General features: G+C 61.3%; 17 protein-coding genes. 4 read left to right on the top strand and 13 right to left on the bottom strand.

The genetic code is table 11. The annotated features are described in order from the left end of the window. Together ABEA18_RS22620 and ABEA18_RS22615 are read right to left on the bottom strand one after the other, a co-directional pair. Nucleotides 1-420: a DUF2304 domain-containing protein gene (locus tag ABEA18_RS22620; protein ID WP_345453005.1), complete on the bottom strand. Its 420-nt coding sequence runs from the start codon at nt 418-420 to the stop codon at nt 1-3. Next, nucleotides 417-1208, bottom strand: a complete 792-nt coding sequence (locus tag ABEA18_RS22615) for a glycosyltransferase family 2 protein (RefSeq protein WP_345453097.1) — start codon at nt 1206-1208, stop codon at nt 417-419. The genes ABEA18_RS22620 and ABEA18_RS22615 overlap by 4 nt, the downstream gene beginning before the upstream one ends. A 277-nt stretch (nt 1209-1485) precedes the next feature. Between ABEA18_RS22615 and ABEA18_RS22610 the strand changes: the two genes are divergently transcribed. Further along, entirely contained in the window at nt 1486-3534 is a 2049-nt protein-coding gene (locus ABEA18_RS22610) for a DUF6541 family protein (protein ID WP_345453002.1), read from the top strand. A 178-nt stretch (nt 3535-3712) separates the two neighbouring features. Here the strand turns inward: ABEA18_RS22610 and ABEA18_RS22605 are convergent, their stop codons facing one another. From ABEA18_RS22605 to glf, 5 genes are all read right to left on the bottom strand, one after another. Continuing rightward, on the bottom strand, nt 3713-4789 hold the full coding sequence (locus ABEA18_RS22605; RefSeq protein WP_345452999.1) for an ABC transporter substrate-binding protein: 1077 nt from the start codon (nt 4787-4789) through the stop codon (nt 3713-3715). Nucleotides 4790-4883: 94 nt separating this feature from the next. Further along, on the bottom strand, nt 4884-5636 hold the full coding sequence (locus ABEA18_RS22600) for an ABC transporter ATP-binding protein (RefSeq protein ID WP_345452997.1): 753 nt from the start codon (nt 5634-5636) through the stop codon (nt 4884-4886). 1 nt (nt 5637) lies between these two features. Then, nucleotides 5638-6525, bottom strand: coding sequence for an ABC transporter permease (locus ABEA18_RS22595; protein ID WP_345452994.1), 888 nt, complete (start codon nt 6523-6525; stop codon nt 5638-5640). Beyond that, a complete protein-coding gene (locus ABEA18_RS22590; RefSeq protein WP_345452991.1) occupies nt 6512-8482 on the bottom strand; it encodes a glycosyltransferase in 1971 nt (656 codons plus the stop codon). The genes ABEA18_RS22595 and ABEA18_RS22590 overlap by 14 nt, the downstream gene beginning before the upstream one ends. Continuing rightward, on the bottom strand, nt 8479-9666 hold the full coding sequence (gene glf, locus ABEA18_RS22585; protein WP_345452988.1) for a UDP-galactopyranose mutase: 1188 nt from the start codon (nt 9664-9666) through the stop codon (nt 8479-8481). Before glf ends, ABEA18_RS22590 begins: the two co-directional genes overlap by 4 nt. A gap of 211 nt (nt 9667-9877) precedes the next feature. Between glf and ABEA18_RS22580 the strand changes: the two genes are divergently transcribed. Continuing rightward, on the top strand, nt 9878-13993 hold the full coding sequence (locus tag ABEA18_RS22580; protein ID WP_345452985.1) for a type VII secretion EssC family protein: 4116 nt from the start codon (nt 9878-9880) through the stop codon (nt 13991-13993). A gap of 23 nt (nt 13994-14016) precedes the next feature. Here the strand turns inward: ABEA18_RS22580 and ABEA18_RS22575 are convergent, their stop codons facing one another. Then, nucleotides 14017-14514, bottom strand: coding sequence for a hypothetical protein (locus tag ABEA18_RS22575; protein WP_345452982.1), 498 nt, complete (start codon nt 14512-14514; stop codon nt 14017-14019). A 228-nt stretch (nt 14515-14742) separates the two neighbouring features. Here ABEA18_RS22575 and ABEA18_RS22570 point away from each other — a divergent pair, with 228 nt between their 5' ends. Continuing rightward, the gene (locus tag ABEA18_RS22570) at nt 14743-14991 is read left to right on the top strand and encodes a WhiB family transcriptional regulator (RefSeq protein ID WP_003804966.1); all 249 of its coding nucleotides are present in this window, start codon (nt 14743-14745) and stop codon (nt 14989-14991) included. A gap of 130 nt (nt 14992-15121) precedes the next feature. On the opposite strand, the gene ABEA18_RS22565 is transcribed toward ABEA18_RS22570, so the two are convergent. The 4 genes from ABEA18_RS22565 to ABEA18_RS22550 are packed head-to-tail and all read right to left on the bottom strand — an operon-like array spanning nt 15122 to nt 23487. Continuing rightward, complete coding sequence (locus ABEA18_RS22565; RefSeq protein WP_236811889.1) at nt 15122-16591, bottom strand: sensor histidine kinase; 1470 nt, start codon at nt 16589-16591, stop codon at nt 15122-15124. Nucleotides 16592-16621: 30 nt separating this feature from the next. Further along, nucleotides 16622-21475, bottom strand: a complete 4854-nt coding sequence (locus tag ABEA18_RS22560; RefSeq protein ID WP_345452977.1) for an NAD-glutamate dehydrogenase — start codon at nt 21473-21475, stop codon at nt 16622-16624. 57 nt (nt 21476-21532) lie between these two features. After that, nucleotides 21533-22846 (bottom strand): CpaE/TadZ family protein, encoded by a 1314-nt coding sequence (locus tag ABEA18_RS22555; protein ID WP_345452974.1) that lies wholly within the window; start codon nt 22844-22846, stop codon nt 21533-21535. Next, nucleotides 22843-23487: an SAF domain-containing protein gene (locus tag ABEA18_RS22550; RefSeq protein WP_345452971.1), complete on the bottom strand. Its 645-nt coding sequence runs from the start codon at nt 23485-23487 to the stop codon at nt 22843-22845. Before ABEA18_RS22550 ends, ABEA18_RS22555 begins: the two co-directional genes overlap by 4 nt. A 153-nt stretch (nt 23488-23640) precedes the next feature. Here ABEA18_RS22550 and ABEA18_RS22545 point away from each other — a divergent pair, with 153 nt between their 5' ends. Beyond that, entirely contained in the window at nt 23641-23856 is a 216-nt protein-coding gene (locus tag ABEA18_RS22545; protein WP_059387549.1) for a helix-turn-helix domain-containing protein, read from the top strand. 45 nt (nt 23857-23901) lie between these two features. Here the strand turns inward: ABEA18_RS22545 and ABEA18_RS22540 are convergent, their stop codons facing one another. After that, nucleotides 23902-24474: a hypothetical protein gene (locus tag ABEA18_RS22540; protein WP_345452967.1), complete on the bottom strand. Its 573-nt coding sequence runs from the start codon at nt 24472-24474 to the stop codon at nt 23902-23904. Between the last annotated feature and the right edge of the window lie 174 nt (nt 24475-24648).

Raw genomic sequence — 24648 nt, 5'->3', positions numbered from 1 at the left:
CTACCTCTTCGGGGTTTTGAGGCCTTTGGCCTGATAGTCGTTCACATTTTCAGTTTGTTCAAAGGGCACGTTCTCTTGCCGCGAAGACTCAAGCCTCTCTACTGCGTTGCGCAGTATCGCCAGCTCTTCTGCCAACGTGCGTGTTTCATCCTCGAGGATGGTCAATTCGCGTGAGACGTGCAGGCCCACACCCACCAGCAACACGATGGACAAGGCAAAAAGCAGGTTGGCAGGAACCCGGACGCCGGCTAGTCCGGCGGCCCAATCAAGCAGGCTCGGAAAGAACCCGAGGACGATCGTAAGTCCACCGACGACGAGCCAGAGGATGGCATACTTCTCGCGAAGCTTTCCCGCCCGCAGCATGATGAGCACGGCAAGGACCATGCCAATCGAGATGACAATCGAAAACGCCACGCTCATGTGGCCGTTCCTCTCTGCGCCGATCCCTCAGCGGCTTCCTGGAGGACTTCCGGTGCAGGGAATTCCTGACTCAGTTTGGTCCGAGGCCTGGCCAGCGCGAAGCACAGCACAAGGCCCGACCTGGCTAGGTAGATGGTTGCCTTCCAAGGACTGTGGCTCGGCGTTCCGGCTTGGCGGACCTTCATTTCCACTGGAACCTGGGTCACCTTGCAGCCGGACTTTATTGCTACGACCAGTGAGTCAATCGTGTCGCCGAGATACTCTGCCGGAAAATGTTCCATGTATTGGTGAAGGGCACGCAGATTGGCGGCACGGAATCCACTGGTGACATCAGTCAGCGTGGTCTTAGCCACTCCGGAGATTACTTTGGCCAAGGCGTTCATCGCCCATCGACGCGGCCCCTTGGCACTGTAGTTGCCGCGTCCAGCGAACCTGGCGCCGATCGAAATATCGGCATGCTCAAGGCCCGCCAGCACCCTGTCGATATCGTGCGGGTCGTGCTGTCCGTCGGCGTCAACCTGAATGGCGCGCGTGTATCCGTGACGCAGCGCATAGTTGAAGCCGGCCCGCATCGCGCCGCCAACCCCCAGATTAAAGGGAAGAATGACGACGGCGGCCCCGGCCTCTGCCGCGATACGTGCAGTTTCGTCCTTGGATCCATCGTCGACTACGAGGATGTCGTGATGGGGTACTGCTTCACGCACCTGACGAATAGTCGCACCAATTGCTTCAGCTTCATTCCAGGAAGGCATGATAATCAGCGCGTCTGAGTGCGTTGTAGTTGCCATGATGGTCAAGTATACCTATTCCACATGGTCGGCACCTTCATCCGCCCGGCTTCTGACAGGCGCACAATCCCCGCGGGCCATGTTTCCTGCAGCCGGCGGTCGTCAAGGGGGAAGGTTTCGGGCTACAGGAGTACCTCCTCACAGAACCGGCTCGCCGCTTCCCGGATCCATGCATCTCGCCCGCGCGGACTTGCGTACAGGCCGCTGCTGGACGCGCGTCCATTCCCCACCCTGCATAATTGTTAGGTTGGCTATACCCGATAAGGAGCTTTGATCGATGACTTGGTGGCAGACCATTCCGATTTTCGCCATGGCAGCATTGATCTACATTCTTCCCGGGTTCTTGGTCCTCGGGGCTGCAGGAGTCCGGCGCCTGAACCTGGCGGCGCTTGCCGCGCCGGTATCCACGACGATCGCGTCGTGCACCGCCGTCGTCGCACCTTTCCTGCACCTTCCCTATACGCCGGCCGTCTACTTCACCGTGAGCGTGGTGCTCGCCCTCCTGGTTCTCGCCGCCCGGTATTGGTGGACCCGGCGGGGCAAAACCTGGGGGAACCTAGCCAACAATGGGCCCCTGAACGCCCACGACCTTGGCCGCTGGACCGCAATCCTCGCGGTGCCACTGGGCGTTGCGTTCGGGGCAGTTGTGATTGCAGGTCGGTTCATCACCGGCTTCGGAAGTCCCGAAAACTTCTCCCAAACCTTTGACAACGTCTATCACCTCAACGCCGTCCACCACATCGTTCAGACGCAAAACGGCTCGTCCCTCACCCTCGGCAACCTCACGGAAGCCTCGCGATACTTTTACCCCGCGGGCATGCATGACATGATGGCGCTCCTCCAGATGCTGACCGGCGCTTCTGTCCCCGCCAGTGTCAACGTCGGGACGATCGTCATCGGGGCCCTGGTTTGGCCGCTCGGCTGCATGTTCCTTGTGTCGCGGATCGTGGGCTACCGGCCCGTGCCGTTGATCGCCACGGGAGTCCTGGCCGCAGGATTCAGCGCCTTCCCCTACCTGCTGGTTGGATTCGGCGTGCTGTATCCCAACAACGCAGCGATCGCACTGCTACCGGCGGTATTCGGGTTGGTGATCGAGTTGTTTGGTCTCTCGAGGATGCCGGCAACTTCAATCTGGCCTCCGCTGCTGGCTTTGTGCGCTACGTTCCCAGGCATGGTTCTGACCCATCCGAGTGCGATGGTCGCCCTTATCGGATTCACCGCTCCAGTGGTGCTGGGACGTCTTGTGAAACTGTTCCTTGAATGGCGGGAAGGCGCCGGATCCAGACGCGCGGTGATCGTCTGGGCTCTTCTGAGCGTCGCGTACTTTGGAGCAGCCGTCGTGACATGGATGATTCTGCGGCCGGGCCTGGGTGCAGCGCCCTGGACCCCCTTCCAGTCCAACTCCCGGGCACTTGGCGAAATCCTGAGTAGCGCGCCCATGGGCACCACGGCGGCCTGGATGCTCGCCATATTGACCGTCATAGGCTTGTATGTCATCGCCCGCAACCTCCGCCGGACGTGGTGGGTCCTGGGTGTGTACCTGGTGGCTGCCGTCCTCTACATGGTGGTCTCCAGCTGGCCACCCGGCACCTTCAGGACACTGCTCACAGGCGTGTGGTACAACGACAGCTTCCGCTTGGCCGCATTGCTCCCGGTGGCGAGCTTTCCGATTATTGTCTTTGGTGCGGAATGGCTGCTGTGGCGCTTCAGGACGCTCCTGGAATTTGTCTCCAAACGCCGGACACGCAAGGAACCATCCGTTGACGGGGCAATGGCCGACGCCGGCCGCAGCCGGGCCCAACTTGGCCGCCGTTATGTTGCAGTGATTTGGGTTGCCCTCGGAGTGCTGGGAGTTGCCTCCCAAGGCGGAACGTTGGCGCCTGTCCAGCAACGGCTTGGCGACGCCTTCCGGGTGTCGGCCAACTCTGATCTCGTGGATAGCGACAAATTGGCGTTGTTGAAGCAAGTCGATGCCATAGTCCCCAAGGATGGAGTCGTGGTCGGCAACCCCCTCACCGGCGCTTCATTGGTTTACGCTTTGGCCGATCGACAGCCGCTCGCACCACACATTTTCGGCGAACGGACCGAGAAAGAGCAGCTGTTGCTGGATCATTGGGACGAGGCCGCCTTCAATAAGGACGTCTGCCCCGTCATCAAAGAACTTAACGCTTACTGGGCACTCGATTTCGGCACCAAGACGGTAATTCCTACCGAAGATCCGTTCCCCGGTCTTGCTGACCTGACGAGCGGTTCGGCACCGGACATCCAGGTGCTCGCGACCTCCGGAAAGGTACGTCTGGTGCGTACAACAGCCTGCGACAAGTGACCGGGCCATCGGCTTCGTAGCAGGCCGGATGACCGCTCATTGACCCAACCCTGGGATTTTGGTACCGAACCCGCAATCCGCCGGCCCCAACACATGAAACTGGCCTGAGCCCGGTTGTCCGGGCGCAGGCCAGTTTCGACTTCTGTTGACCGCCGCGTTGGCCGGACAACGTCGAGTATCAGGAACCAGCAGCCCCGCTACCGTGCTTCGCTTGGTAGGCGGCCCGGGCGAGTTCGGGCATGACGGTCCAGAGAACCCACTTGACGCCCAGGGGCGAAGCTTCCAGGAGAGCCAATGCGTCGTCGGAATTCTGAACGACGGCCAGTGAATTCCGTTTGGCCGCCGGCAGGACGTCGAGCACCCCGTTCTTGGCGATGTCCGCACGTTCGGACATGTTCACGGCGACTACGTCTATATCGGCTTGCAATTCGCCCCCACGCCGGGATTCCCACAACAGCGGGCTCACACCGTAACGCACGATCTGCCGCTTTCCTTGGGCTTTGACTTTGTCCAGTGACGGTGAAGGAACAACTCCAAAGTCCTCAAGAATCCGAACTGGATTCGAGTTCTCGTCATAGACTTCAAAGTCCGCGCCGGGCACGGAGCTGGCACCAAGGTAAAGGAAGCTGCTGCCCGCAAGGTCCGAGTAGCTGGACTTGGCCTTCGCAATTTCCTTTTCAATATTCGCTACCAGTTCCTTGGCAGCCTGGGAGCGGCCGATGGCCTTGCCCACAGTAAGTGTCGTGGTCCGCCAGTCAGTTCCAAAGGGAGTACCGGGGTAGGCGATAACCGGGGCGATTTTACTCAGAGTGTCATACTCGTCCCGTGTGATGCCCGAGTTGACGGCCAGGATGAGGTCAGGTTTGAGCGACTTGAGCGAGTCATATGGCGGCCCGTCCACTTCCCGATATTGAGTCGGCATGACCGCGTTCATTGAAGTAATCGCCTTGCCGAACCACAGACTGGTCCCGAAGCCACGCGCTTCATAGGCCGGGACGCCGACCGGCACGACTCCTAGTTCGACGCAGGCATCCTGGCTCGCGAAACCAAGCGTCGCAATTCTGGTCGGCACCTTGGTCACAGTAGTCTCGCCGAACAAATGCGGAATCGTGACGGGGAAATTGCCCGTGTCAGCCGATCCCTGCGAGGCCGCTCCACCGAAACAACCTGAGAGCAGGAGCGGCGACACGGCGACGGCCGCCAGGAACCCACGACGACCCAGATGGTCGCCTGAGCCTCCATTTGGTTGCTTCATGTGGTCCCTTCCCGTTCGGCCTTGAGGCCCGTGCTTTAGCCCCAAGGGCAATTTGTCAATAGTCTCGTGCGAGCGGGGTCTCCGCTTCAATGACTCAAGCGGCCTTGGACCGCTGCCTGAGTTCAGCGACCACCTCATGGACTTCACCGTCCATGACGACGTGGCCGTGTTCCAAAAGGACGCCCCGTTCGCAAATGGTCGCTACAAGGTCAAGGTCGTGGCTGACCACAAAGAGGGTCTTGCCCTTGCCGGCCAGCTCTTTGATCTTGGCGATGCACTTCCGCTGGAATGGTTCGTCTCCAACAGCGAGGATTTCGTCGATGAGGAACACTTCGGGATCTGTATGCACGGCAATAGAGAAAGCGAGCCGAAGATACATGCCGGACGAATAGAACTTCACCTCGGTGTCGATGAACTCGCCAATTTCGGAGAACTCCACGATTGAGGCGAACTTTTCGTCGATCTCTCGCTCGGTCATTCCAAGAATTGCGCCATTGAGATACACGTTGTCGCGCCCGCTGAGATCGTGATGGAAGCCAGCCCCAACCTCAATCAGGCCGGCGACGCGCCCGCGGGTGAGGACCGTCCCGCCATCCGGTTGGAGGACTCCGGAGATCAGCTTGAGCAGCGTTGATTTTCCGGACCCATTGAGCCCGAGAAGAGCAACTGTCTCCCCATGACGAACGTCAAGGGAGACGTCCTTCAAGGCATCAAATTTTCTCGATAGGTCACCCTTGCGTCCACGAATGAACCAGACGAGGGCTTCCTTCAGGGAACGCGTGTGACGGAGCACGAATTGCTTACGGATACCTACACACGTAATTGCCAACTCGTCAGTTTGAAACAATCTAGAGCTCCTGTGCGAAATGGATGGAGAGCTTGCGGAATACAGACTGGCCCAGGAACAGGATGGCAACTGAAATTGCAATTGCAACCGGCAGCCAGAATCCGAGGAGATCCGGCGGCAAGGGCGCAAGCCCAATCTGGTCCGCCGTCAAAGTCGGATACCAAAACGCCCAGTGGAAGATCTCGACGCCGACAGTCAGTGGATTCATCTGGTAGACCCAGTACCATGGCCCCATGACCCGTTGCACCATCGTCCAGATGTAGAGAACCGGTGAGGCCCACGTCACAACCATCAAGATCATGTCGACAATGTTCTCGGAATCGCGGAAGTACACATTCGCCGCTCCGAAGAGGAGACCGAGTCCAGTTGCAAGAATTGCAACCATAATGAACGCAACAATCACCATCAGCAGCTGGATCAGGGATGGCTGCCAGCCTGCGAGCAAGCAGGCGCCAACAAGGACTGCCAATTGAGGAAGGAAATGCGCTGCCGACACCAGGACCGTCGCTACGGGAAACAATTCCCTCGGCAGGTATATCTTCCGAATCAAGTCCCTATTGTCGAGAATGGAACGGGTCGCATTTCCCAAAGACTCCGTGAAAAAGTTCACGAAGACAATTCCTGCAAACAGATAGATCGAGTAGTTCGGCGTACCATGCTGGAGATTAAGAAAAATCCCCAACGCTACAAAGTAGATAAGAAACTGCATCAGTGGTTTGACATAAGACCAAAGCAGTCCCAATACCGAACCCCGGTATCGTACTTTGATCTCTTTTCGGACCAGCAGCTTCAATAGAAACCGGTTGGAATACACGTCAAATAGTCCACGGCCATGGCCTGGTTTTATGAGTTGAGTCGACACGCTACTGGGATTCCTACCCGCTGACATCGAAAGTGGCCTTCCAGGACTCCAAGGAAGTGATCTCCGGCAAGGCCGCCTTGTACTCGGCAGAGAGTTGATCCCATCGACGGTACAGTTCGCTCTGGAGCTTGGCCGCTTCCAGCATCTGGCTCCTCAACCGCTTGGGGTCCCGGCGGTACCAGGAGACTCCAGTGCCTTCGGCATTTGAGACGAGGACGCTGTCGAATGAGGACAGCCTCCACCAACGATTTTCCCTGTGCGCCAAATGGGCTTGGGGCCGCTCCAGCGATGAGGGATCCGGTTTCTTGAAAATCTGGCGAAGGACCGTCTTCGCCGCCCATTTCACGAGGTCCTTTTTGGGCGGCATCCCCGCGGCGCCTCCTCGGCCTCCCCCATTGAGGCCTACAGCCGGAAACTCGTCCACGTCGGATTTGATTTGTGCCTCTGTGTGGCGGGAACGCAGCTCATTAACTTCGGCCAACTTGCTTGCCAATTCAGCGTGGAGGCTCCCCGGTCCGCGCAGGACGTCCCGCATCGCCATGATGCGTGCTTCCTGAGCGAAGTACTGCATGGAGATCAGATGTTTGACGTTGTTCTGGAACGACTCCCGCAATACCCGCCCTCCTTTGGGGAAAGGGCTGTGAAGAAGGGCCGCGATCAATCGGTTGCGTTCATGGAAGTAGGCCTGCCATCCGAGAGAGTCATCCTTATCGATCCACGACACATGCCACAGGGCGGCGCCAGGCAGCGAGACGGTCGCGTACCCGGCCTGCTTCGCCCTCAAGCTATATTCGGCGTCATCCCATTTGATGAAGACAGGCAGGGAGAGGCCGATCTCCCGGATGATGTCAGTCGGTATCAGGCACATCCACCAGCCATTGAAATCCACATCGACACGACGGTGCATCCAAGGGGTTTGCCGCAAATTGCGGTGTCTGAAGTCGTGGCGATACTCAAGGGCGTCATCCGGGCTTACCCAGCTCAGCCTGTAGGGGTCCACCACTTCACCGAAGGTGTGCAACGTCGTCCGACTGTAAAGATCGAACATGTGACCGCCAACGATTGTCGGCTTCTTGCTGAAGCGCGCAAAAGTGATGAGCCTTTCAATGCTGTCAGGTTCCACGACGACGTCGTCATCGAGAAGCACGACGAAGCTGCTGTCGTTCTGGACAGCCTCCGCCATCCCCCGCGAGAAGCCTCCCGCACCGCCAAGGTTGGCTTGGTCCACGATCCGTAGTTTGCGACCCAACAAATCCTTGACGTCATTGAATCCTTCGGCTGCCGAGACCTTGTTCGTGCCCTGGTCCACAATCAACACTTCCTTGACGCTCTCGAGCGCTTTGGAGCTTCCGCCAAGAATACGGGCGTTCGCGATGCAGAAGTCCGGCTTGTTCATGGTGGTGATTTGGACCGTTGCGACTTCTCCCGCAGGAATCCGCGGAGACTCCCGCGTTGCCCATTCGGCGCCGAGCAAGGTCAATTCTGACGCGCCGGCAACCAACTCAAACCAGTACCAGCCGCCGTCGCCGAACGTCTCCAGGGACAGCTCGAGCTCGAGCTCGTTATACCCTTCGACGTGGATTGAGTTCAGACGTTGAGGCATCCCGCGCGCGTTCGAGCGGTAGACCAGCACCGTTCCCGAGCCCTCGGTGCGGACGTGCAGCTGAACCGAGCGGACAGCTGTCCATCGACGCCAGTAGCTGGCAGGAAATGCATTGAAATACGTACCGAATGAAACGTGCTGTCCCGCGCGTACCTTCGCGGAAGTGCGCGAGAGGAAGTCCTCATGATGAGCCTCCAGCGGGCTCGAACCAACTAGATGCAGCTTGTTTTCCGGAAGCTTGGGCTGTCGGTAGAGTCCGTCGTCCTCGACGAGTTGGGTGCCAACCGAACTTCCGGCGTCGACATAGAGTTCAACGGCGTCCAGCTCACCCGGGGAAGGGAAGACGACCCTTTGAAGCTCGGCAGTCGTCGTGGGACTCACGCGTCCACTCCTCCGCTTTCAATTTCCGCGCCGTTTTCGAAATGCGGACGGACCTTGTTGTCAAACATGGAGAGAGCCGAACCGATGGCCATGTGCATATCGAGATACTTGTAGGTGCCAAGGCGGCCGCCGAACAGCACGTCTTTTTCAGCTGCTGCGAGATCGCGGTATTTCAGCAGCTTTTCGCGGTCATCCGGGGTGTTGATCGGATAGTACGGCTCATCGCCGCTTTCGGCGAACCGGGAAAACTCGCGCATGATGACGGTTTTCTCCGTCTGGTAGCCACGCTCAGGGTGGAAATGGCGCGGTTCGATGATCCTGGTGAACGGGACGTCGTCGTCGTTGTAATTGACAACGGACGTTCCCTGGAAGTCTCCCATGTCCAGGACTTCCTCTTCGAAGTCGATGGTGCGCCAGGACAGATCTCCGGCGACAAAGTCGAAGTAGCGGTCCACGGGTCCCGTGTAGACGACGGGAATCTTGCCGACAACCTTGTTTTTTGAATACTCATGCGACTCGTCAAAGAAGTCCGTGTTCAGGCGTACCTCGATGTTCGGGTGCTCGGCCATCTTCTCGATCCACGCCGTATACCCGTTGGTCGGCAGGCCTTCGTACTTGTCGTTGAAGTATCGGTTGTCGTAGTTGTACCTGACAGGAAGGCGCGAAATGATTTCCGCTGGGAGGTCCTTGGGGTCGGTCTGCCACTGCTTGCCGGTGTAGTGCTTGATGAATGCCTCGTACAGGGGGCGACCGATCAGCTGGATGCCCTTGTCATTGAGATTCTGCGGATCGGTTCCCGCGAGTTCACCAGCTTGCTCCTTGATCAGGTCCTGCGCCTGGCTAGGAGTCAAGTTGGCCCGGAAGAACTGGTTGATCGTCGCCAGGTTGATGGGGAGGGAATACACCTCACCCTTGTGCACGCCGTACACCTTGTGCACGTAGTTGGTGAAGGTCGTGAAGCGGTTGACGTACTCCCACACCCGCTCGTTCGACGTGTGGAAGAGGTGTGCACCATAACGGTGCACCTCGATTCCGGTCTTCTCTTCCGTTTCGCTGTAGGCGTTGCCGCCGATGTGATGCCGGCGGTCAATGACAACAACCTTCAAGCCCAGCTCAGTGGCGGCCTGTTCTGCGATTGTCAGGCCAAAAAAGCCCGACCCGACGATGACGAGGTCAGCGGTCACAAATACTCCTGGTTCGAATGCGGGCAGCCCAATGATCTGCATTGGCTGCAGGTCAAGCCTACCCGAGATGGCGCGCCGATTTTCGGGCCGGTCCCTGCCAGCCCTGATAGGTGCAACGTTTTCCACATACGTCAACTGGCTTGGAACACGCGGTGATTAGCACAAATATCGTGGACGAACAGAAGCCGCGCGAACCGAAGGAGCGGACACAGTGGCATTCCATTGCACCCTCGTCTGGGGCCCGTTGGCGTTACAGCAAGGCGGACCCATCGAACTGACCATAGCCGCGGGCAACGGCACCCCTGGCGCCGTCGTCGAGGCCGCCGTCGCGGCCGAGTTCGGATCTGGAAAACTTGCAGTCGAGGGACTGCCACTCGACGGTCTCACCGTTGGCTCGGCGCCGCTCATGCCGGGGGCTGTGTTGGTGTGCGGGGCCGATTCTGAGGCGCAAGACACCCGTGATCGCTATCGCAGTCCCGCGGCATTGTCCTTGCTGGTGCACGCCGGTCCAGCCGCGGGCCTGGTCATACCCCTGGAACGGGGCACTTACCGGATCGGCCGGAACAACGCCGATGTCTGCCTCCCGGATCCTGATGTTTCGCGGGATCACGCCGTCCTGACGATTTCCGAGACAGCGGTCACCATAATCGACAACGGGAGCGCGAACGGAACGGTGGTGGACGGACGCAAAGTCCGCTCCGCCCCTGTCTCGACCGCCTCCAGGATCCGATGTGGCGGCTCTGTCATGTCAATTGTCTTCGGCGACAAAGAATACGGAGCGGAGTCGCTGGGGGCAGCCGGCCAGGGCGTCGCCGAACCGATCCTGGTCCCTCGGCGCCACGATGCGGGCAGCCGCACGCAACTTCTCCTCACGGCCGGGCTCCCGTTCCTGCTGGGAGTTGGAATGGCTCTGGCCACTGGCATGTGGATGTTCCTCGGATTCACGGCAATTTCTGCGATCGCAGTCCTCGCACCTGCAATTTCGGGGAGACGCGAGCGCCGCCTTCTGGCTGCCGCGATCGCGGCGGCAGTCGAACAAGACCGGGCCCGACGACGGCGGTGTTCACCGTCCGCCGCTGAGCTCGCCTTCGCCGTCAACTCGGCAGCTTTCCCCCCAAGGGAATACGGGCGAATGCGGCTGGCGCTGCCAAGAACCACCACAACGCAAGGATCCGGCACAGCTCAAGGAGCCAGCACGGCGCAAGTCTCGGGCGCAACCAAAGGAACGGCGGGTTGTCGCGATGTGTGGCTCCGGCTCGGCACCTGTCCGCAGAACGCCAGGGTTGCCCTCGATCCCGCGGACCCGGGTTTTCAGCCACCGCAGCTGGGCTCCGTTCCGGTAGTTCTGGATCCCTCCATCCAGGCCGTTTCCCTCACGGGACCCGAAGCCAAGGTGCAAGGAATGTTCAGATTTCTGCTCATGCAGCTGGCAGCTTTTCCCGGCGCAAGCAACGCTCCCGTCCTCATACACGGACCTCTAGCCCACTTGCCGTCAAGCGCCCGGTTCCTCCCAGGCATCACCATGACCACGGACGCCTCTTCAGCCGCGGCTGCCCTTTCCGCGTTCGCGGATAGACCGGGAGCACTGTTTCTGGTGGGGCCCGAACGTGATCCCGCCGTCGACACACTCCGGCAAGCGGCGATCGAGTCCGGCTGGAGAATCTTCCAGCGCTCGGCGAGCGGAGGCGAAGGCGGTTCCGCCGTCGAGTTCTGGAACAAACGCGCAATCCTGCGCTCGTGTCATTCAGTAACGGAATTTGACCCTGACCTTGTGCAGCACCCGGTCTTCGACCGCTACTGCCGCTCATTGGCAAGATTGCCCCGTCTAGCGAAAGAAGGGGCGCCGCTTGTCCCCTCTACCTGCCAACTTGCCGAATTGCTTCCCGCTGAGCCCTCGAGCATCGCCGCCCGCTGGAACGCTTCTTCAGCACGCGGAGGGCTATCCGCGGTTATCGGGCAAGGAGCCGACGGGCCCCGGTCGCTGGACCTGGTTTCGGACGGCCCGCACCTCCTCGTTGCCGGAACTACGGGTTCGGGAAAATCAGAGCTTCTGCGCACAATAGTGTCCGCGATCTCGCTGACCCATAGCCCGGACAGGGTCAACTTCCTGTTTATCGATTTCAAGGGGGGTTCCGGCCTCGGGCCGTTGGCAGACCTTCCGCACTGCGTCGGGATGCTTACGGACCTCAGTGAACACGAGCTTGAACGTACCCTCTCCTCCCTTCGTGCCGAGGTTCGGATGCGGGAAGGGAGCCTAGCGAAGGCCGGTGTCCCTGATTTGCCCGCGTATTGGGCCAAAGCCGGAGGAACCGGGGGCGGGGCGGGACGAAGAAGCCACCTTCCGGTACTGCCCCGTCTGGTGCTTGTAATCGACGAATTCAGGATGCTCATTGAAGACGCCCCGGATGCCTTGGCCGAATTGATGCGGATCGCCACCCTGGGCCGGTCTCTGGGCATCCACCTGATCATGGCGACACAACGTCCGCAGGGTGCACTGAGTGCGGACATCCGGGCCAACGTCACCACCAGCATCGCACTTCGCGTCCAATCAGAAATGGAATCCCGGGACGTCATCAACTCGCCGGCAGCGGCATCGATTCCGGTGTCCCTGCCTGGCCGCGCCTTTATGGTTCGCGGAGTGGAAGATGCCGAGCCCTTTCAGTCAGCAACGCTCTCGGGCAGCAAAAAAGCCCGGGCGCACGCAAAGGCCATTTCGTTGCCGGCAGCGGGGTCGCTCCGCTTCAGCGGTTCGTCTGAAACCGCGTTGGCGGAGACTCGGGGTGCGATTGCAACGCCAGCAGAAGCCGCCCGCCCCATTATCAAGGCAATCAACCGGGTTTGGGACATCCACGGGAGTACACCGCTTAGGAAACCTGTTGCGCATCCGCTTCCCGAGTCCGTCCCGTTTCATGAAGCCCGCCGCATGACGGCAATGACGGGCAAGCACGCGGCAAGCGGAACGCCGGCAGGCCCGACCGCCTACCTTGGCTTGGCAGACTTGCCCTCGCAACAACGAATTACCGGCCTGTGCTGGACTCCTTTCGTCCACGGGAATCTTGGACTCGTTGGCCCTCCCGGAGGCGGAGTTGAAGATACGTGTCGGGCAGCGGCAGCGCAGCTCGTTGGACGTGCCGATGAACTCCATCTCTATATCCTCGACGGTGACGGTTCGTTCGCCGACGTCACCGCCCACGCACGCGTCGGGGCCGTAGCCTCCCCCAACGACATCAGAAGGGGCGTCCGCATCCTGGAGAGACTCGCAGCTGAGATGTCGGCGCGGCAATCCCCGGGAACCGCCGCCGGGCACGTCCCGCTTCTTCTGGTCATTTCAAGCTGGGGTTCGTGGGTCTCCGAGTTACGCGCCCGACCGCTGGCCTGGGCCGAAGACGTTGTCCACGCCATCGTCCGCGATGGACAGAAGGCGGGACTGGCCGTTCTTGTCACAGGCGACCGCGAACTGACCGCCTCGCGCATGTTCGCGTCAATCCCCAACCGCGCATACTTTCCCACCGGGACCACAGAAGAAGGGCGGTTGGCGTGGCCCCGTTTTGCGGCAATGAAGCCCCTGAAGGGTCGGGCGGTCGTAAGTGGCAACCTGCTCGGGGTTGACACTGCAGTTGCGCAGCTTGTCGAGCCGCCGCCAACCACGGCTTGGCCGTACTGCGTGCCCCCCGAGCCTGCACGGCGCCCAATCCGGGTGGATCCCTTGCCGCAATTCATCCGGGCTTCGGATCTCATTGCGGATGGCCGAAGCGATACTACTGCCCTTTCCCGCGCCCGGGTGCCCGGGTCGGTGCTCCTTGGTGTCGGAGGGGATGAACAAGAACCTGCTTGGATCACGCTGCCGCGCGCAGGCGTCCTCCTCGCCCTCGGCACCCCCGGTTCCGGCAAGTCGTCGTTTCTGGCCGCTTTGGCCATGCTCAATCCAGGCCATCAATGGTGGACACCACCCAAAGCGGCCGATCCTGACGCCTTTTGGGCCGAATTCCACCGGGATGCAAGCCGCAGGCTCGTGGGAACAGAAGTCATCCCCCTCGTGGACGACGCCGAACGCCTCACCGGCAAAACCGCCGTCCTCCTGGCTGAACTTCCTGGTATCGGTTTCTCGGTGGTGGCGACCGCGGGCAGCCCTGCCCTACTGCAGCGGACGCCCCTTGCTTCCCTGGCCCGAAACCACGGAAGCGGAATTCTCCTGGGCAATGGGCCGCCCACGGCCGGAGATTTCTTTGGCGTGCGCGTCGACGTCGATCAGGCGCCGCCACCGGGTCGTGCTGTCCTCATCGAGAATGGACGAACACGCACTGTCCAGATCGCCGCTCCGGGCTAGGAAGCCGTACCCAAGTGAAAGAGTCAAAGGGCGGCGCGGGATCCGCCCGCTCGGGAAGCAAAGGCAATGACCCGCTTGTCGAACAAAAAGACAATTCCGGCCAAAGCCGGGACCACCATGGCCAGGCCGGCAGGAACCAGTCCTCCGGTCATGGTGGGAAACCCGATCGTCAGGGCGAACAGCTGGGCAACCAACGCGGGTGCCCGGGTCCAACGGTAGCCACGGAACAGGAAGTGCCCCACGGCAAACAACAATGCAGAAAAAGCCAGCAAAAGGCCAAGGGTAAACACGGCTCCCCAGAAGGAGGCCACCGGAGCCCCGGTCACCAGCTCGTATACATACAGGACCCCGGCGGCCAACAGTGCGAGAGCTTCCAGCACAACCACAATGGAAATAACAACGATCCCGACAGGGCGCGGCCCTCCGGCGGATGACCGGCCAATGTTGTCGTTGCCGGTCCCCTGGCCGTCGTCGCCGGGCGTTGCTGGGTCATGGTTAGGGTTCAGAGGGGGTCTTGACACATTGGCACAATACCGGACATAGTCGAATACCTGTGAGTAGACCTGTGGCCAATGTGATGCATCGCTCACGGTTTCAAACGCTAAAACCCCTTGTTTACATGGCGTTAACATGACACGCTTGACTCAGACGACCAAGGGGGCCCAATGGGTCCCCTTTCCTATGAAGCCTCTCGTGAATATTTTCACAAAAGGCTTAACTAGTACTCACGAATGGAGTGACTGATCAGCATGGATTGGCGTAACCGCGCGGCCTGCCTTGACAAGGACCCGGAGCTTTTCTTCCCCGTAGGCAACACCGGCCCTGCGCTTCTCCAGATCGAGGAAGCGAAGAGTGTCTGCCGTCGCTGTCCCGTCGTGGACACATGCCTTCAGTGGGCCCTTGAATCGGGCCAGGACGCTGGCGTCTGGGGCGGTATGAGCGAAGACGAGCGACGCGCACTCAAGCGCCGCGCCGCCCGCGCCCGCCGCGCTTCCTAAGCAACTGGGCCCGCAAAGCACGGCGCCTGAGGCAAAGAGAACATACGAAGATGGCCCGGACCGAAAGGTCCGGGCCATCTTCATGCATCCGGCTGTGGTTACCGACAGAGCGTGCCGCCAGCGGCCGGCGTCAGCTCCGCACCAGGTTCAGGACGATCTCGACGGCGGTGCCACCGCCGTCGCGCGGCCGCCATTGGATGCTGCCACCCAACTCGCTCGTGACAAGAGTCCGCACAATCTGAAGGCCTAGGCCCTCGGTATACGACCCCTCGGGCAGTCCGACGCCATCATCGGCGATCGTCACCGTGAGGAGTTCATCGCCGCGCTCCCCCGTGGAACGATCCGCCATCAGCCATACCGTTCCGGCCCGTCCTTCAAGGCCATGTTCCACGGCATTTGTCACGAGCTCATTGATGACCAGCGCAAGGGGCGTGGCGAAGTCGCTCGGCAATTCGCCGAACAGGCCGGCGCGCTCAGTCCGGACGTGCTGCGAAGGGGACGCTACTTCTGCCGAGAGCCGGAACTGACGTCCAATGAGTTCATCGAAATCAACGCTCTGCGTGAGCCCTTGCGAAAGCGTCTCGTGTACCAACGCAATCGTCGCCACTCGCCGCATTGCCTGTTCCAGGCCTTGTTTCGCCTCGTCGCTGACCATCCGTCGCGACTGCATGCGCAGCAAAGCAGCCACCGTCTGCAGGTTGTTTTTGACGCGGTGGTGGATTTCACGAATCGTCGCGTCCTTGGTCACCAGCTCGAGCTCGCGGCGTCGCAGTTCTGACACGTCGCGGCACAGTACCAAGGCACCGAAGCGATGCTTCTCGTCGCGCAATGGAATCGCGCGCAACGACAAGCTGACACCGCGGGACTCGATCTCGCTCCGCCACGGCATCCGACCAGTAACGACCAGCGGCAGCGTCTCGTCCACCATCCGCCGGTCCTTGAGGAGTCCTGCGGTTACTTCCGCGAGGGACCGTCCTTCCAAGGTTTCCACCTCGCCGAGGCGACGGAATGCGGAGACGCCGTTCGGACTCGCGTACTGCACGATGCCGTCGGCGTCGAGCCTGATCAGGCCGTCACCCACGCGGGGAGCGCCACGGCGCGAACCCGTCGGTGAAGCGAAGTCCGGCCAGAGGCCAAGCGTTCCCATCCGGAGCAGGTCGTAGGCGCATTGCCTGTACGTAAGCTCCAGACGGGAAGGCATCCGTGAACTGGAAAGGTCCATATGCGACGTGACGACGGCAAGGGTCCGTCCGTTCCTGACCATGGGCACCGCTTCAACCCGCAGGGCCATCTCGCTGCTCCAGCTCGTTTCGCTGGAGCGTTCGATGGAACGGCTGGACCACGCTTTGTCGACTATCGGTCGCAGATCCGAGCGGATGCCTTCCCCGACGAAGTCCGCATGAAACACCGTGTGGCTCGTCGACGGCCTCACGTGAGCAAGCGCGATGTAACCGAATTCAGGATGCGGAAACCATAGGGCCAAGTCCGCGAACGCCAGGTCGGCGACCATCTGCCAGTCGCCGACCAGGAGGTGCAGCCATTCGGCATCTCCAGGCCCGAAATCAGCGTGCTCCCTGATGGGGTCTGTAAAGATTGCCACTGCACCTCCATATAACGCCCGGGCTTGTCCCTAGCGTCGAACGATTGACCTCAAGAGCCTCAATGCTACCGACAGAGAAGCCATGTCGTCGGCCTCCAGCGCGTTGACCTCGTCGAACATGCTCTTCGCGCGGCCCAATTGCTCGGCATTGAGGCCTTCCCAGGCCCGCAAACGGGCCTCGGCGTCGAGGCCGGCGTCGGTCGATTCGAGCACCGACGTCGTCATGTCCGCTACGGTCGAGTAGAGGTCGTCGCGCAGGGCCGCCCGGGCAAGCGCCTGCCAGCGGTCATCGCGCGGGAGTGCTGTGATCCGCTCCAGCAACGAATCGACGTGGAAGCGGTCGAATACCGTGTAGTAGACGTGGCTGACCTCTTCCACACGGGCGTCGCGGCTGTGCGTGATCTTGGCGATGTCCAAGAGCACGAAGCTCTCGAATAGCTCGGCCCAGCGATGGGCGAGCGTGTCGGGAAGGCCCCACGAGCGCGCCTTTTCGAGCCAGCCGGTAACGCGCTCTTTGTCGCTGCCGCGCAAGTAGTCGAGCACCCTGGCCCGCATCGGATCCATCATCGGCTTGAATTCCGCGACGATCTCCGAGATCGGCTTCGAGGCGTTGCCCTGGCTGAGCAACCAGCGAACGGCACGGTCAAGAAGCCTTCGGATGTCGAGGTGGACGGTGCTCCAGTGTTCCGTGGGGAACGAAGCAGGCAGGGCATTGAGCTCCCGCACCATCGAATCGAGTTCGTAGATCTCGCGGAGGGCTACGAACGCCTTCGCGACGGCGACCTCGGTAGCCGAGGTCTCCTCCATGGTGCGGAAGGCGAAGGTGATGCCACCGAGGTTGATCATGTCGTTGGCCACCACGGTCGCGATGATCTCGCGACGCAAGGGATGGGTGTCCAGTTCGGCGTCGAACCGTTCTCGGAGCTGCTTCGGGAAGTAGGAGCGAATCGTCTTACGGAACCAAGGATCGTCAGCCAGATCGCTGTCCCGCAAGGCCGAGCCCAATTCGATCTTGGCGTAGGCGGCGAGGACCGACAGTTCCGGGGACGTCAGGCCCTGGCCCTGTTCCAGCCGCTCGCGAAGCGTCTCGGTAGTCGGCAGCGCTTCGAGGTCCCGTTTGAGGTCGGCGGACTTCTCGAGCCAGTCCATCAGGCGCTCGTAGCTCGGGCTCCATTCGGCGACGCGTGTGCGGTCGTTGAGCAACAGGATGTTCTGATCGATATTGTCTTCGAGCACGAGGCGTCCGACCTCGTCGGTCATGTCGGCGAGGAAGGATGTGCGCTCGGAAGCGTCCAGTTTTCCTGCGGCAACCATCCGGTCGACGAAGATCTTGATGTTGACTTCATGGTCGGAGCAATCGACGCCGGCAGAGTTGTCGATGGCATCGGTGTTGAGGATGACACCCTGCAGGGCAGCTTCGATGCGTCCGCGCTGCGTCATTCCGAGGTTTCCGCCTTCGCCAACGACCTTGACACGGAGCTCCCGTCCGTTCACGCGGATGACGTCGTTCGCCTTGTCTCCCACCTCGGCGTGGGACTCGGTACTGGCCTTGACGTACGTTCCGATCCCGCCGTTGTAGAGGAGATCGGCCGGAGCCAGGAGTATCGCACGAAGGAGTTCAGGAGGACTCAGCTGAACCGTTCCGTCCGGCAGGCCGAGGGCACGGCGGACTTCCGGCGAGATCGGGATGACCTTGGCCTGGCGGGGGTAGACACCGCCACCTGCGCTGATGAGCGAGCGGTCGTAGTCGTCCCAAGAGGAGCGGGGAAGCTCGAAGAGACGCTGCCGCTCGCCGAAGGACGAAGCCGCATCCGGCGTCGGGTCCAGGAAGATGTGGCGGTGATCGAAGGCGGCAAGCAGGCGGATGTGCCGGGAAAGCAGCATTCCGTTGCCGAACACGTCGCCGGACATGTCGCCGACGCCGACCACGGTGAATTCCTCAGTCTGGGTGTCAAGGTCCAGCTCACTGAAGTGGCGCTTGACCGACTCCCATGCACCGCGGGCCGTAATGGCCATGGCCTTGTGGTCGTATCCTACGGAGCCACCGGAAGCGAATGCGTCCCCCAGCCAGAATCCATACTCGGCGGCCAGGCCGTTCGCGGTGTCCGAGAAAGTTGCCGTGCCCTTGTCCGCGGCCACCACCAGGTACGAATCGTCGTCGTCCTGACGGACAACGTCCGACGGCGGCACAATCTTCTCGCCGTCCGCCGTGGTCACGAGGTTGTCGGTGAGGTCGAGCAGTCCGCGGATGAAGGTCTTGTAGCTTTCGATGCCTTCGGCCATCCAAGCGGCACGGTCAAGTGCCGGATCCGGAAGCTGCTTCGCGAAGAATCCGCCCTTTGCACCGGTCGGCACAATCACGGCGTTCTTCACCGTCTGTGCCTTGACGAGCCCGAGAATCTCGGTCCGGAAATCTTCGCGGCGGTCGGACCACCGCAAACCGCCGCGGGCCACCTTGCCGAAGCGCAAGTGCACGCCTTCAACACGAGGCGAGTACACCCAGATCTCGTACTTTGGCCGCGGGAAGGGCAGGCCGTCGATCGTGGTCGGATCGAGCTTGAAGCTGACGTACGACTTGCCTTGGAAGTAGTTCGTGCGCAGCGTCGACTCAATGAGGTTAACGAAAGTCCGCAGTACCCGGTCGGCGTCGAGCGTGGCCACCTGGTCAATTGCTTCGGCCAGTGCGGCGCGCGCGCCCTCCTGGCGGGCCGGACGCGCGGCGTCAGGCGAAGAGGGATCGAAACGGGCCCCAAAGAGGTCAATAAGGCCGCGGGCAACTTCAGGGTTGGCCAGAAGAGTGTCCGCAATGAACTCGAAGGAGTTGGTGTTCCCCATCTGGCGCATGTACTTCGCATAGGCGCGGAGCATGACAACCTGCCGCCAGTGGATACCTTCCCGGAGCACGAGCCGGTCGAAACTGTCGGATTCCACCGCACCGGTCACCGCGGCACTGAAGGAGTCCGCCAAGAGCTGGCCGGTAGCCACGGGATCGACACCGGTGGGGTATTTCAGGCCAAGGTCGTAGAGGAAGAAGTCCCGGTGGTCGGCGGTCTCAATTTCGAAAGGCCGCTCATCGAGAACCTCAAGGCCAAGATTGTGGAAGTAGGGCAGGATCTGGCTCAGGCTCTTCGGTTCCAAAAGGTAGAGCTTGACGCGGGCATCCTCTTCGAGGAGCTCGCCGGCGCCGTTTGGCAGGTAGACATGCACTCCTGGGACCGTCTGGACTGCGACGGCGTCGCGGTCGGTTGTGGCGGCATACTTCTCGAAACGCTCAATGTCCTTGAGGGCGTCCTCGACTTCGTAGTCGACCCGGTAGCCGGCGGGAAACGCATCCGCCCACAGGGCCGACAATCGCTCGGCATCCAAACCGCTGGTGTTCTCGCGGAGCACCTCCGCAATACCTTCAGCCCATGACCGCGAGGCCCGGACAAGCCGCTTTTCGAGTTCACCGGCGTCGACGTCGCGGAGCTCAGCCTCGCGCGGCAGCCGGATCCGGAAGAACACCCTTGAGAGTGCGGACTCCGTGATCCGGGCCTCGTAGTCGATGCTCTCGGCTTCGAAGGTCTCGCGTAGTTCCTGTTCAATTCGTTGCCGGACGTTAGTGGTGTAGCGGTCACGGGGCAGGTAGACCAGTGCCGACATGAACCGCCCGTAGATGTCCGGGCGCAGGAAGAGCTTCGTGCGGCGCCGCTCCTGCAGACGCTGGATGCCCAAAGCCGTCGCTGCCAGGTCCTCGGTCTCGATCTGGAAGAGTTCGTCACGGGGGTAGGTCTCGAGAATACCGACGAGGTCCTTGCCGGAGTGGGAGTCCTGCGGGAACCCGGCCGAGCGGAGCACGGCGTCGACCTTTTCCCGGACGATGGGGATGTTCCTTACGGAACCGGTGTACGCGCTCGTGGCGAACAGGCCGATGAAGCGGCGCTCACCGTTCACGTTGCCCGCAACATCGAAGCTCTTGACACCGATGTAGTCCAGGTACGCGGGGCGGTGCACGGTGGACCGCGAGTTGGCCTTAGTGATCACCAAGGCACGCTTCTCGCGCGCCTTCCGGCGTCCGGCGTCGGTAAGGTGCTGGATTTGGTGCGGGTGGTCCCCCGCCCTCAAGAGCCCCAGACCGCTCTCTTCGCGCAACTCAAGGACGTCCTCGCCGTTCTCGGTGATGAGGTCGTATTCCCTGTAACCCAGGAACGTGAAGTTGCCGTTGTCCAACCAGCGCAGGAGGTCCTGCGCTTGCCTGAGCTCCGCGATGTCTTCCGGGTGGGCCACCTTGTCCAGGGACGATGCCAGCTCAAGCGCCTTCGTGCGCATTTTGGGCCAGTCTTCGACGGCGGCGCGGACGTCGTTCAGGACGCGGTGGATTCCGTCCACGAGCTCCTTCTGGAAGTCGTCGGCCACCCTGTCAACCTCGACGGCGATCCACGACTCCATGTGGGAGACGTTGTCACCTTGCGAGATCAGATGGGCGATATCCGGCATCGCCGCGGTGTCACCGCTTGAGATGCCGATGTTCGACGGCACCCGGGCAATGTCGGACAGATCGCCGGTGACGCGATCACGGGAAACCACGAAGAGTGGGTGCATGACGAGCCGGATAGCGCAGTTCTGGCGAACCAGTTCGGCGTTCACCGAGTCCACCAGGAACGGCATGTCATCCGTGACGATGTACAGGATGCTGCGGTCACCCTCGTTGGCAATCCTGACATTGGCAGTGCCCGGCTTGCGGCTCTGCCCCGCTTCGCGGTGTGCGGCTGCCCTGGAGGTCAATTGCTCGGCAGCGTATCCGCGGGCGTCCTCCTCTGCGAGATGCTCGTAGTAGTCCCCGAAGAACCCTTCCCGGACTACTGCAGGTTTAGAACGATCCTCCACGCTGGATCCTGACGACATCGACAAACGCCTCCATCACATCTCAATTGCTGCGTCCTTGCAGCCCACATGGCGAGCCTAACGCTTTAGACGACGCCTTGCTCTGGAATAAATGACAGAGGATTTGCCATTTTGCTGGACGGGTGCACAGACCATTTTTGCGATCGCGAGCCGCAACCCAGATTCGGGCGCAGCTTCGAAGAGGACAGCGCCGGACAACAAGGCAGCGTCGCAAGCTTCAGGATCGGACGGAAGGAATACCTCGATGCCATGACCGGGGCCGTAGCGCTCCCATGCCTCGCGGAGTTCGCGTTCGGGTGAGCGGCCAGCCGATGCTGCCCGGACCTTGTTCAATACCACGCGGGGAGCCGCATGCGGGACTGCCCGTTCAAGCTCAGCGAGGCCACGTACGAGTCGCGGAACCCCGACGGCATCGGCCGCGCCGACGGCGTAAACGGTATCCGCCAGTTCGATGCTGCGGAGGGTTGCCGCATTGCGCCGAGGGGCCATGGTGTCGAAGCTGAGTTCCTCGTCCGCTTCAAGGCAGAAACCTGCATCGACCACGACGACGTCCGCGATCGCCTTGGAGAGTTCAAGTACCGACGAAAGCGCGGCGGCCCGGAGCTCCGGCCACCGGTCCGGGCGGGTAATGCCGGTAAGAACCCTGAAACTCGTGGCTTTGGCGAAGACCGGCGCGGCGATCCGCTTGAGGGATTCAGCATCCAGCAATCCCTGGTCCGCCAGTCGACAAGATTGCGCCAGTCCGGCGGATTCGTCCAGCAAACCAAGCGATGCTGCGACACTGGCCCCGTAGTTGTCTGCATCGAGAAGGATCACTGATTTGCCTTCAGCCGCCAGTTCTGCGGCAATGTTGACTGCCACAAGAGTCCTGCCCGGCGCCCCGGTGGGCCCCCAGACTGCGATGATCCGGCCAGCCCCTACGGGGGCATGCTCCGGTTCTTCCGGCGCATCGGTGGGACGGAGTTCTGCGGCAGTGTCCGCAAACCCGGAATCCCGGGACTCCGAACGTCGCCGTCCATGTCCGGGCATCTCGCCTACTGCATCGGAGATTCTGGAAGCCAGCGTTGCCGAATCTACATCCAGCGACGCGGTCACGACGCCGATGCTCCACAGGCGGCCCGACTCCTCCGGGTCGTCGCTCAGTGCAACAACGGAGACTCCGACAGCGGCCAGCCGGTCGACCAGCGACGCCGTCAGTTCCTGAGCGCCTTCGGCGATGACCGCCGCGCGCGCGAGACCGCTTTGGCAAGCGGCCAGAAGCTCCGCGAGTTCGCCACACCGACGCACCACCGTCACCGGCCCGTGGAGCCGTTCGAGTCCCCCGACCAAATCCTCCCGGGACTGCCCGACTGTGACAACCGGGATACTCACTTGCCGGCACCGCCCGGGTTCCAAACCACGGCAATCTTCGCTTTGTTCGCCTGCGCTCCGAGAAGTTTCGGCATCTGCTCATCGGTCACCAGGACCAAAACCACTTTCTCCTTGGACGCTCCGAGGGTGGAGGCGCCCTCCGTGACTTGGGCGATCTCCGCGCCCGGCAACAATAGCTGCGGCGTGCCGAAACCGTTGCGCGCGTCGGGGGGTGCTACCCAGACGTCAACGCGGGATCCTGCCACAGCCTGCGAAGGCAGCGATTCCTGGATCGCGATGGCCACCGGTTTGCGGTCCAGGGAGTCGGCGGCCCCCAGGCTCTCCTGTGGGACGAGTTGGTTCTTGGCGATTCTCTGAACGGCGACTTTTCCTTCGGGAAGACCGTCAGCCAGAGTCACGTAACTGGACTCAACGTCGTCGAGCCGGACTTTGACGACCGCAAGATCGTCCTTGCTGACTCTCTGGCCCACGGCAATCGACTCGCGCGCCGCATAGACCTGAGTGGTACGGTCCGCGGTTCCAACGAGGGCGATGACTCCGGCCAGCGATGCCAAGACAAGGAGAATCCCGACTAATAGTCGCGGATCCCTCCATGACGGTTTCCTGAGCCGCGCTGCAGCGGCCGCGGTAGTTACACCCATCTTTGCTCCCCCGTTTGCATAGTTTGTCCGCGTCGACGTTCGGTGGCCTTTATTCTGACCGGAAGGGCGTCCCTTCCGAAAGCTAAATGCCCCAAATTACGTCAAGCTGTGGATAACCCCGGCAAGTGGGTCGAACAGTGGCAAAATGGATGCATGCCCCGATTCCTCACCCTCGCCGATGTCGCCGAACAGCTTCAGATCAACTCGCCGCAGGCATACGCTCTCGTGCGAAGCGGAGAGCTCAAGGCGATCCAAGTGGGTGGCAGGGGCCAGTGGCGCGTCGAAGAGAAGATGCTGGAGCAGTACATCGAGGAACGCTACGCCGAGGCGAGCAGGATCATCCAAGAGGCCAAATCCAAGTCCTCCTGATCTTTGCCCACTGCCCCAGGCTGCGCCCGCGGGGAGTTGGCCGGGCTAGAAGTCCTGGCCCCGCAATGAGCGCAGCGCGGCAAGGGCCTGGAACGGAATTGTCGCTACAGACACGACGTTTCGCGACCGGCGGACTTCGCCCGGCACCATGACGGCGAGATCAAAGTGGTCCTTGCCCACGCGATCAATGACGCCCCGCAGGGTCCGCTCCTCCCGCGCCGCCTCAAGCAGATGAACCGCCAGTTCTGCCCTGTCGCGGGCCAGCATTCGGAGAGCACTGGCCAAGCCAAGCCGCTGCGACGCCTTCGATTGACCTGGCCGCACCTGCCGGCCCAGGCCCTGATACGCCAATGCAGCCGTGACAGGCACCAGCCACTGGTGGCGACCTTCGTCAAGGACCAACGACTCGCTGCCGACATGGCTAAGCGTCCCGGACACCTGCGTGCCGGACCGGAGCGTCACATGGATCTTCTGGCCGATTGCTCCACGCAGCCTGTCGGAGACCTCGATTCCGGCCAGCTCCACCCGGGCTCGCTCTGAAATTTCGGATTCAAGTCCCAGCAATCGTTCAGAGGCCAGTTGTGCCTCCATGTCTTCAAACAGAGCATCCCAACGCATTGCGTCAGCGTAAGCGGGCACCCCTCGATGGTCAATCTTTCTCATCGACACCAGACTGCTAGACAAATAGCACTTTTTATGGTCAAAATAGGTCAATCTTTATCAAACAACATCAAATAGCATCAACTGGGTAAGGGGAACCCGTGGAACAGACGAACAGACCCGTTCGGAACG

Origin of the sequence: Arthrobacter gyeryongensis, assembly GCF_039543785.1 — a bacterium.
GTDB classification, from domain to species: domain Bacteria; phylum Actinomycetota; class Actinomycetes; order Actinomycetales; family Micrococcaceae; genus Arthrobacter; species Arthrobacter gyeryongensis.
This window is presented reverse-complemented; position numbering and strand designations above follow the sequence as displayed.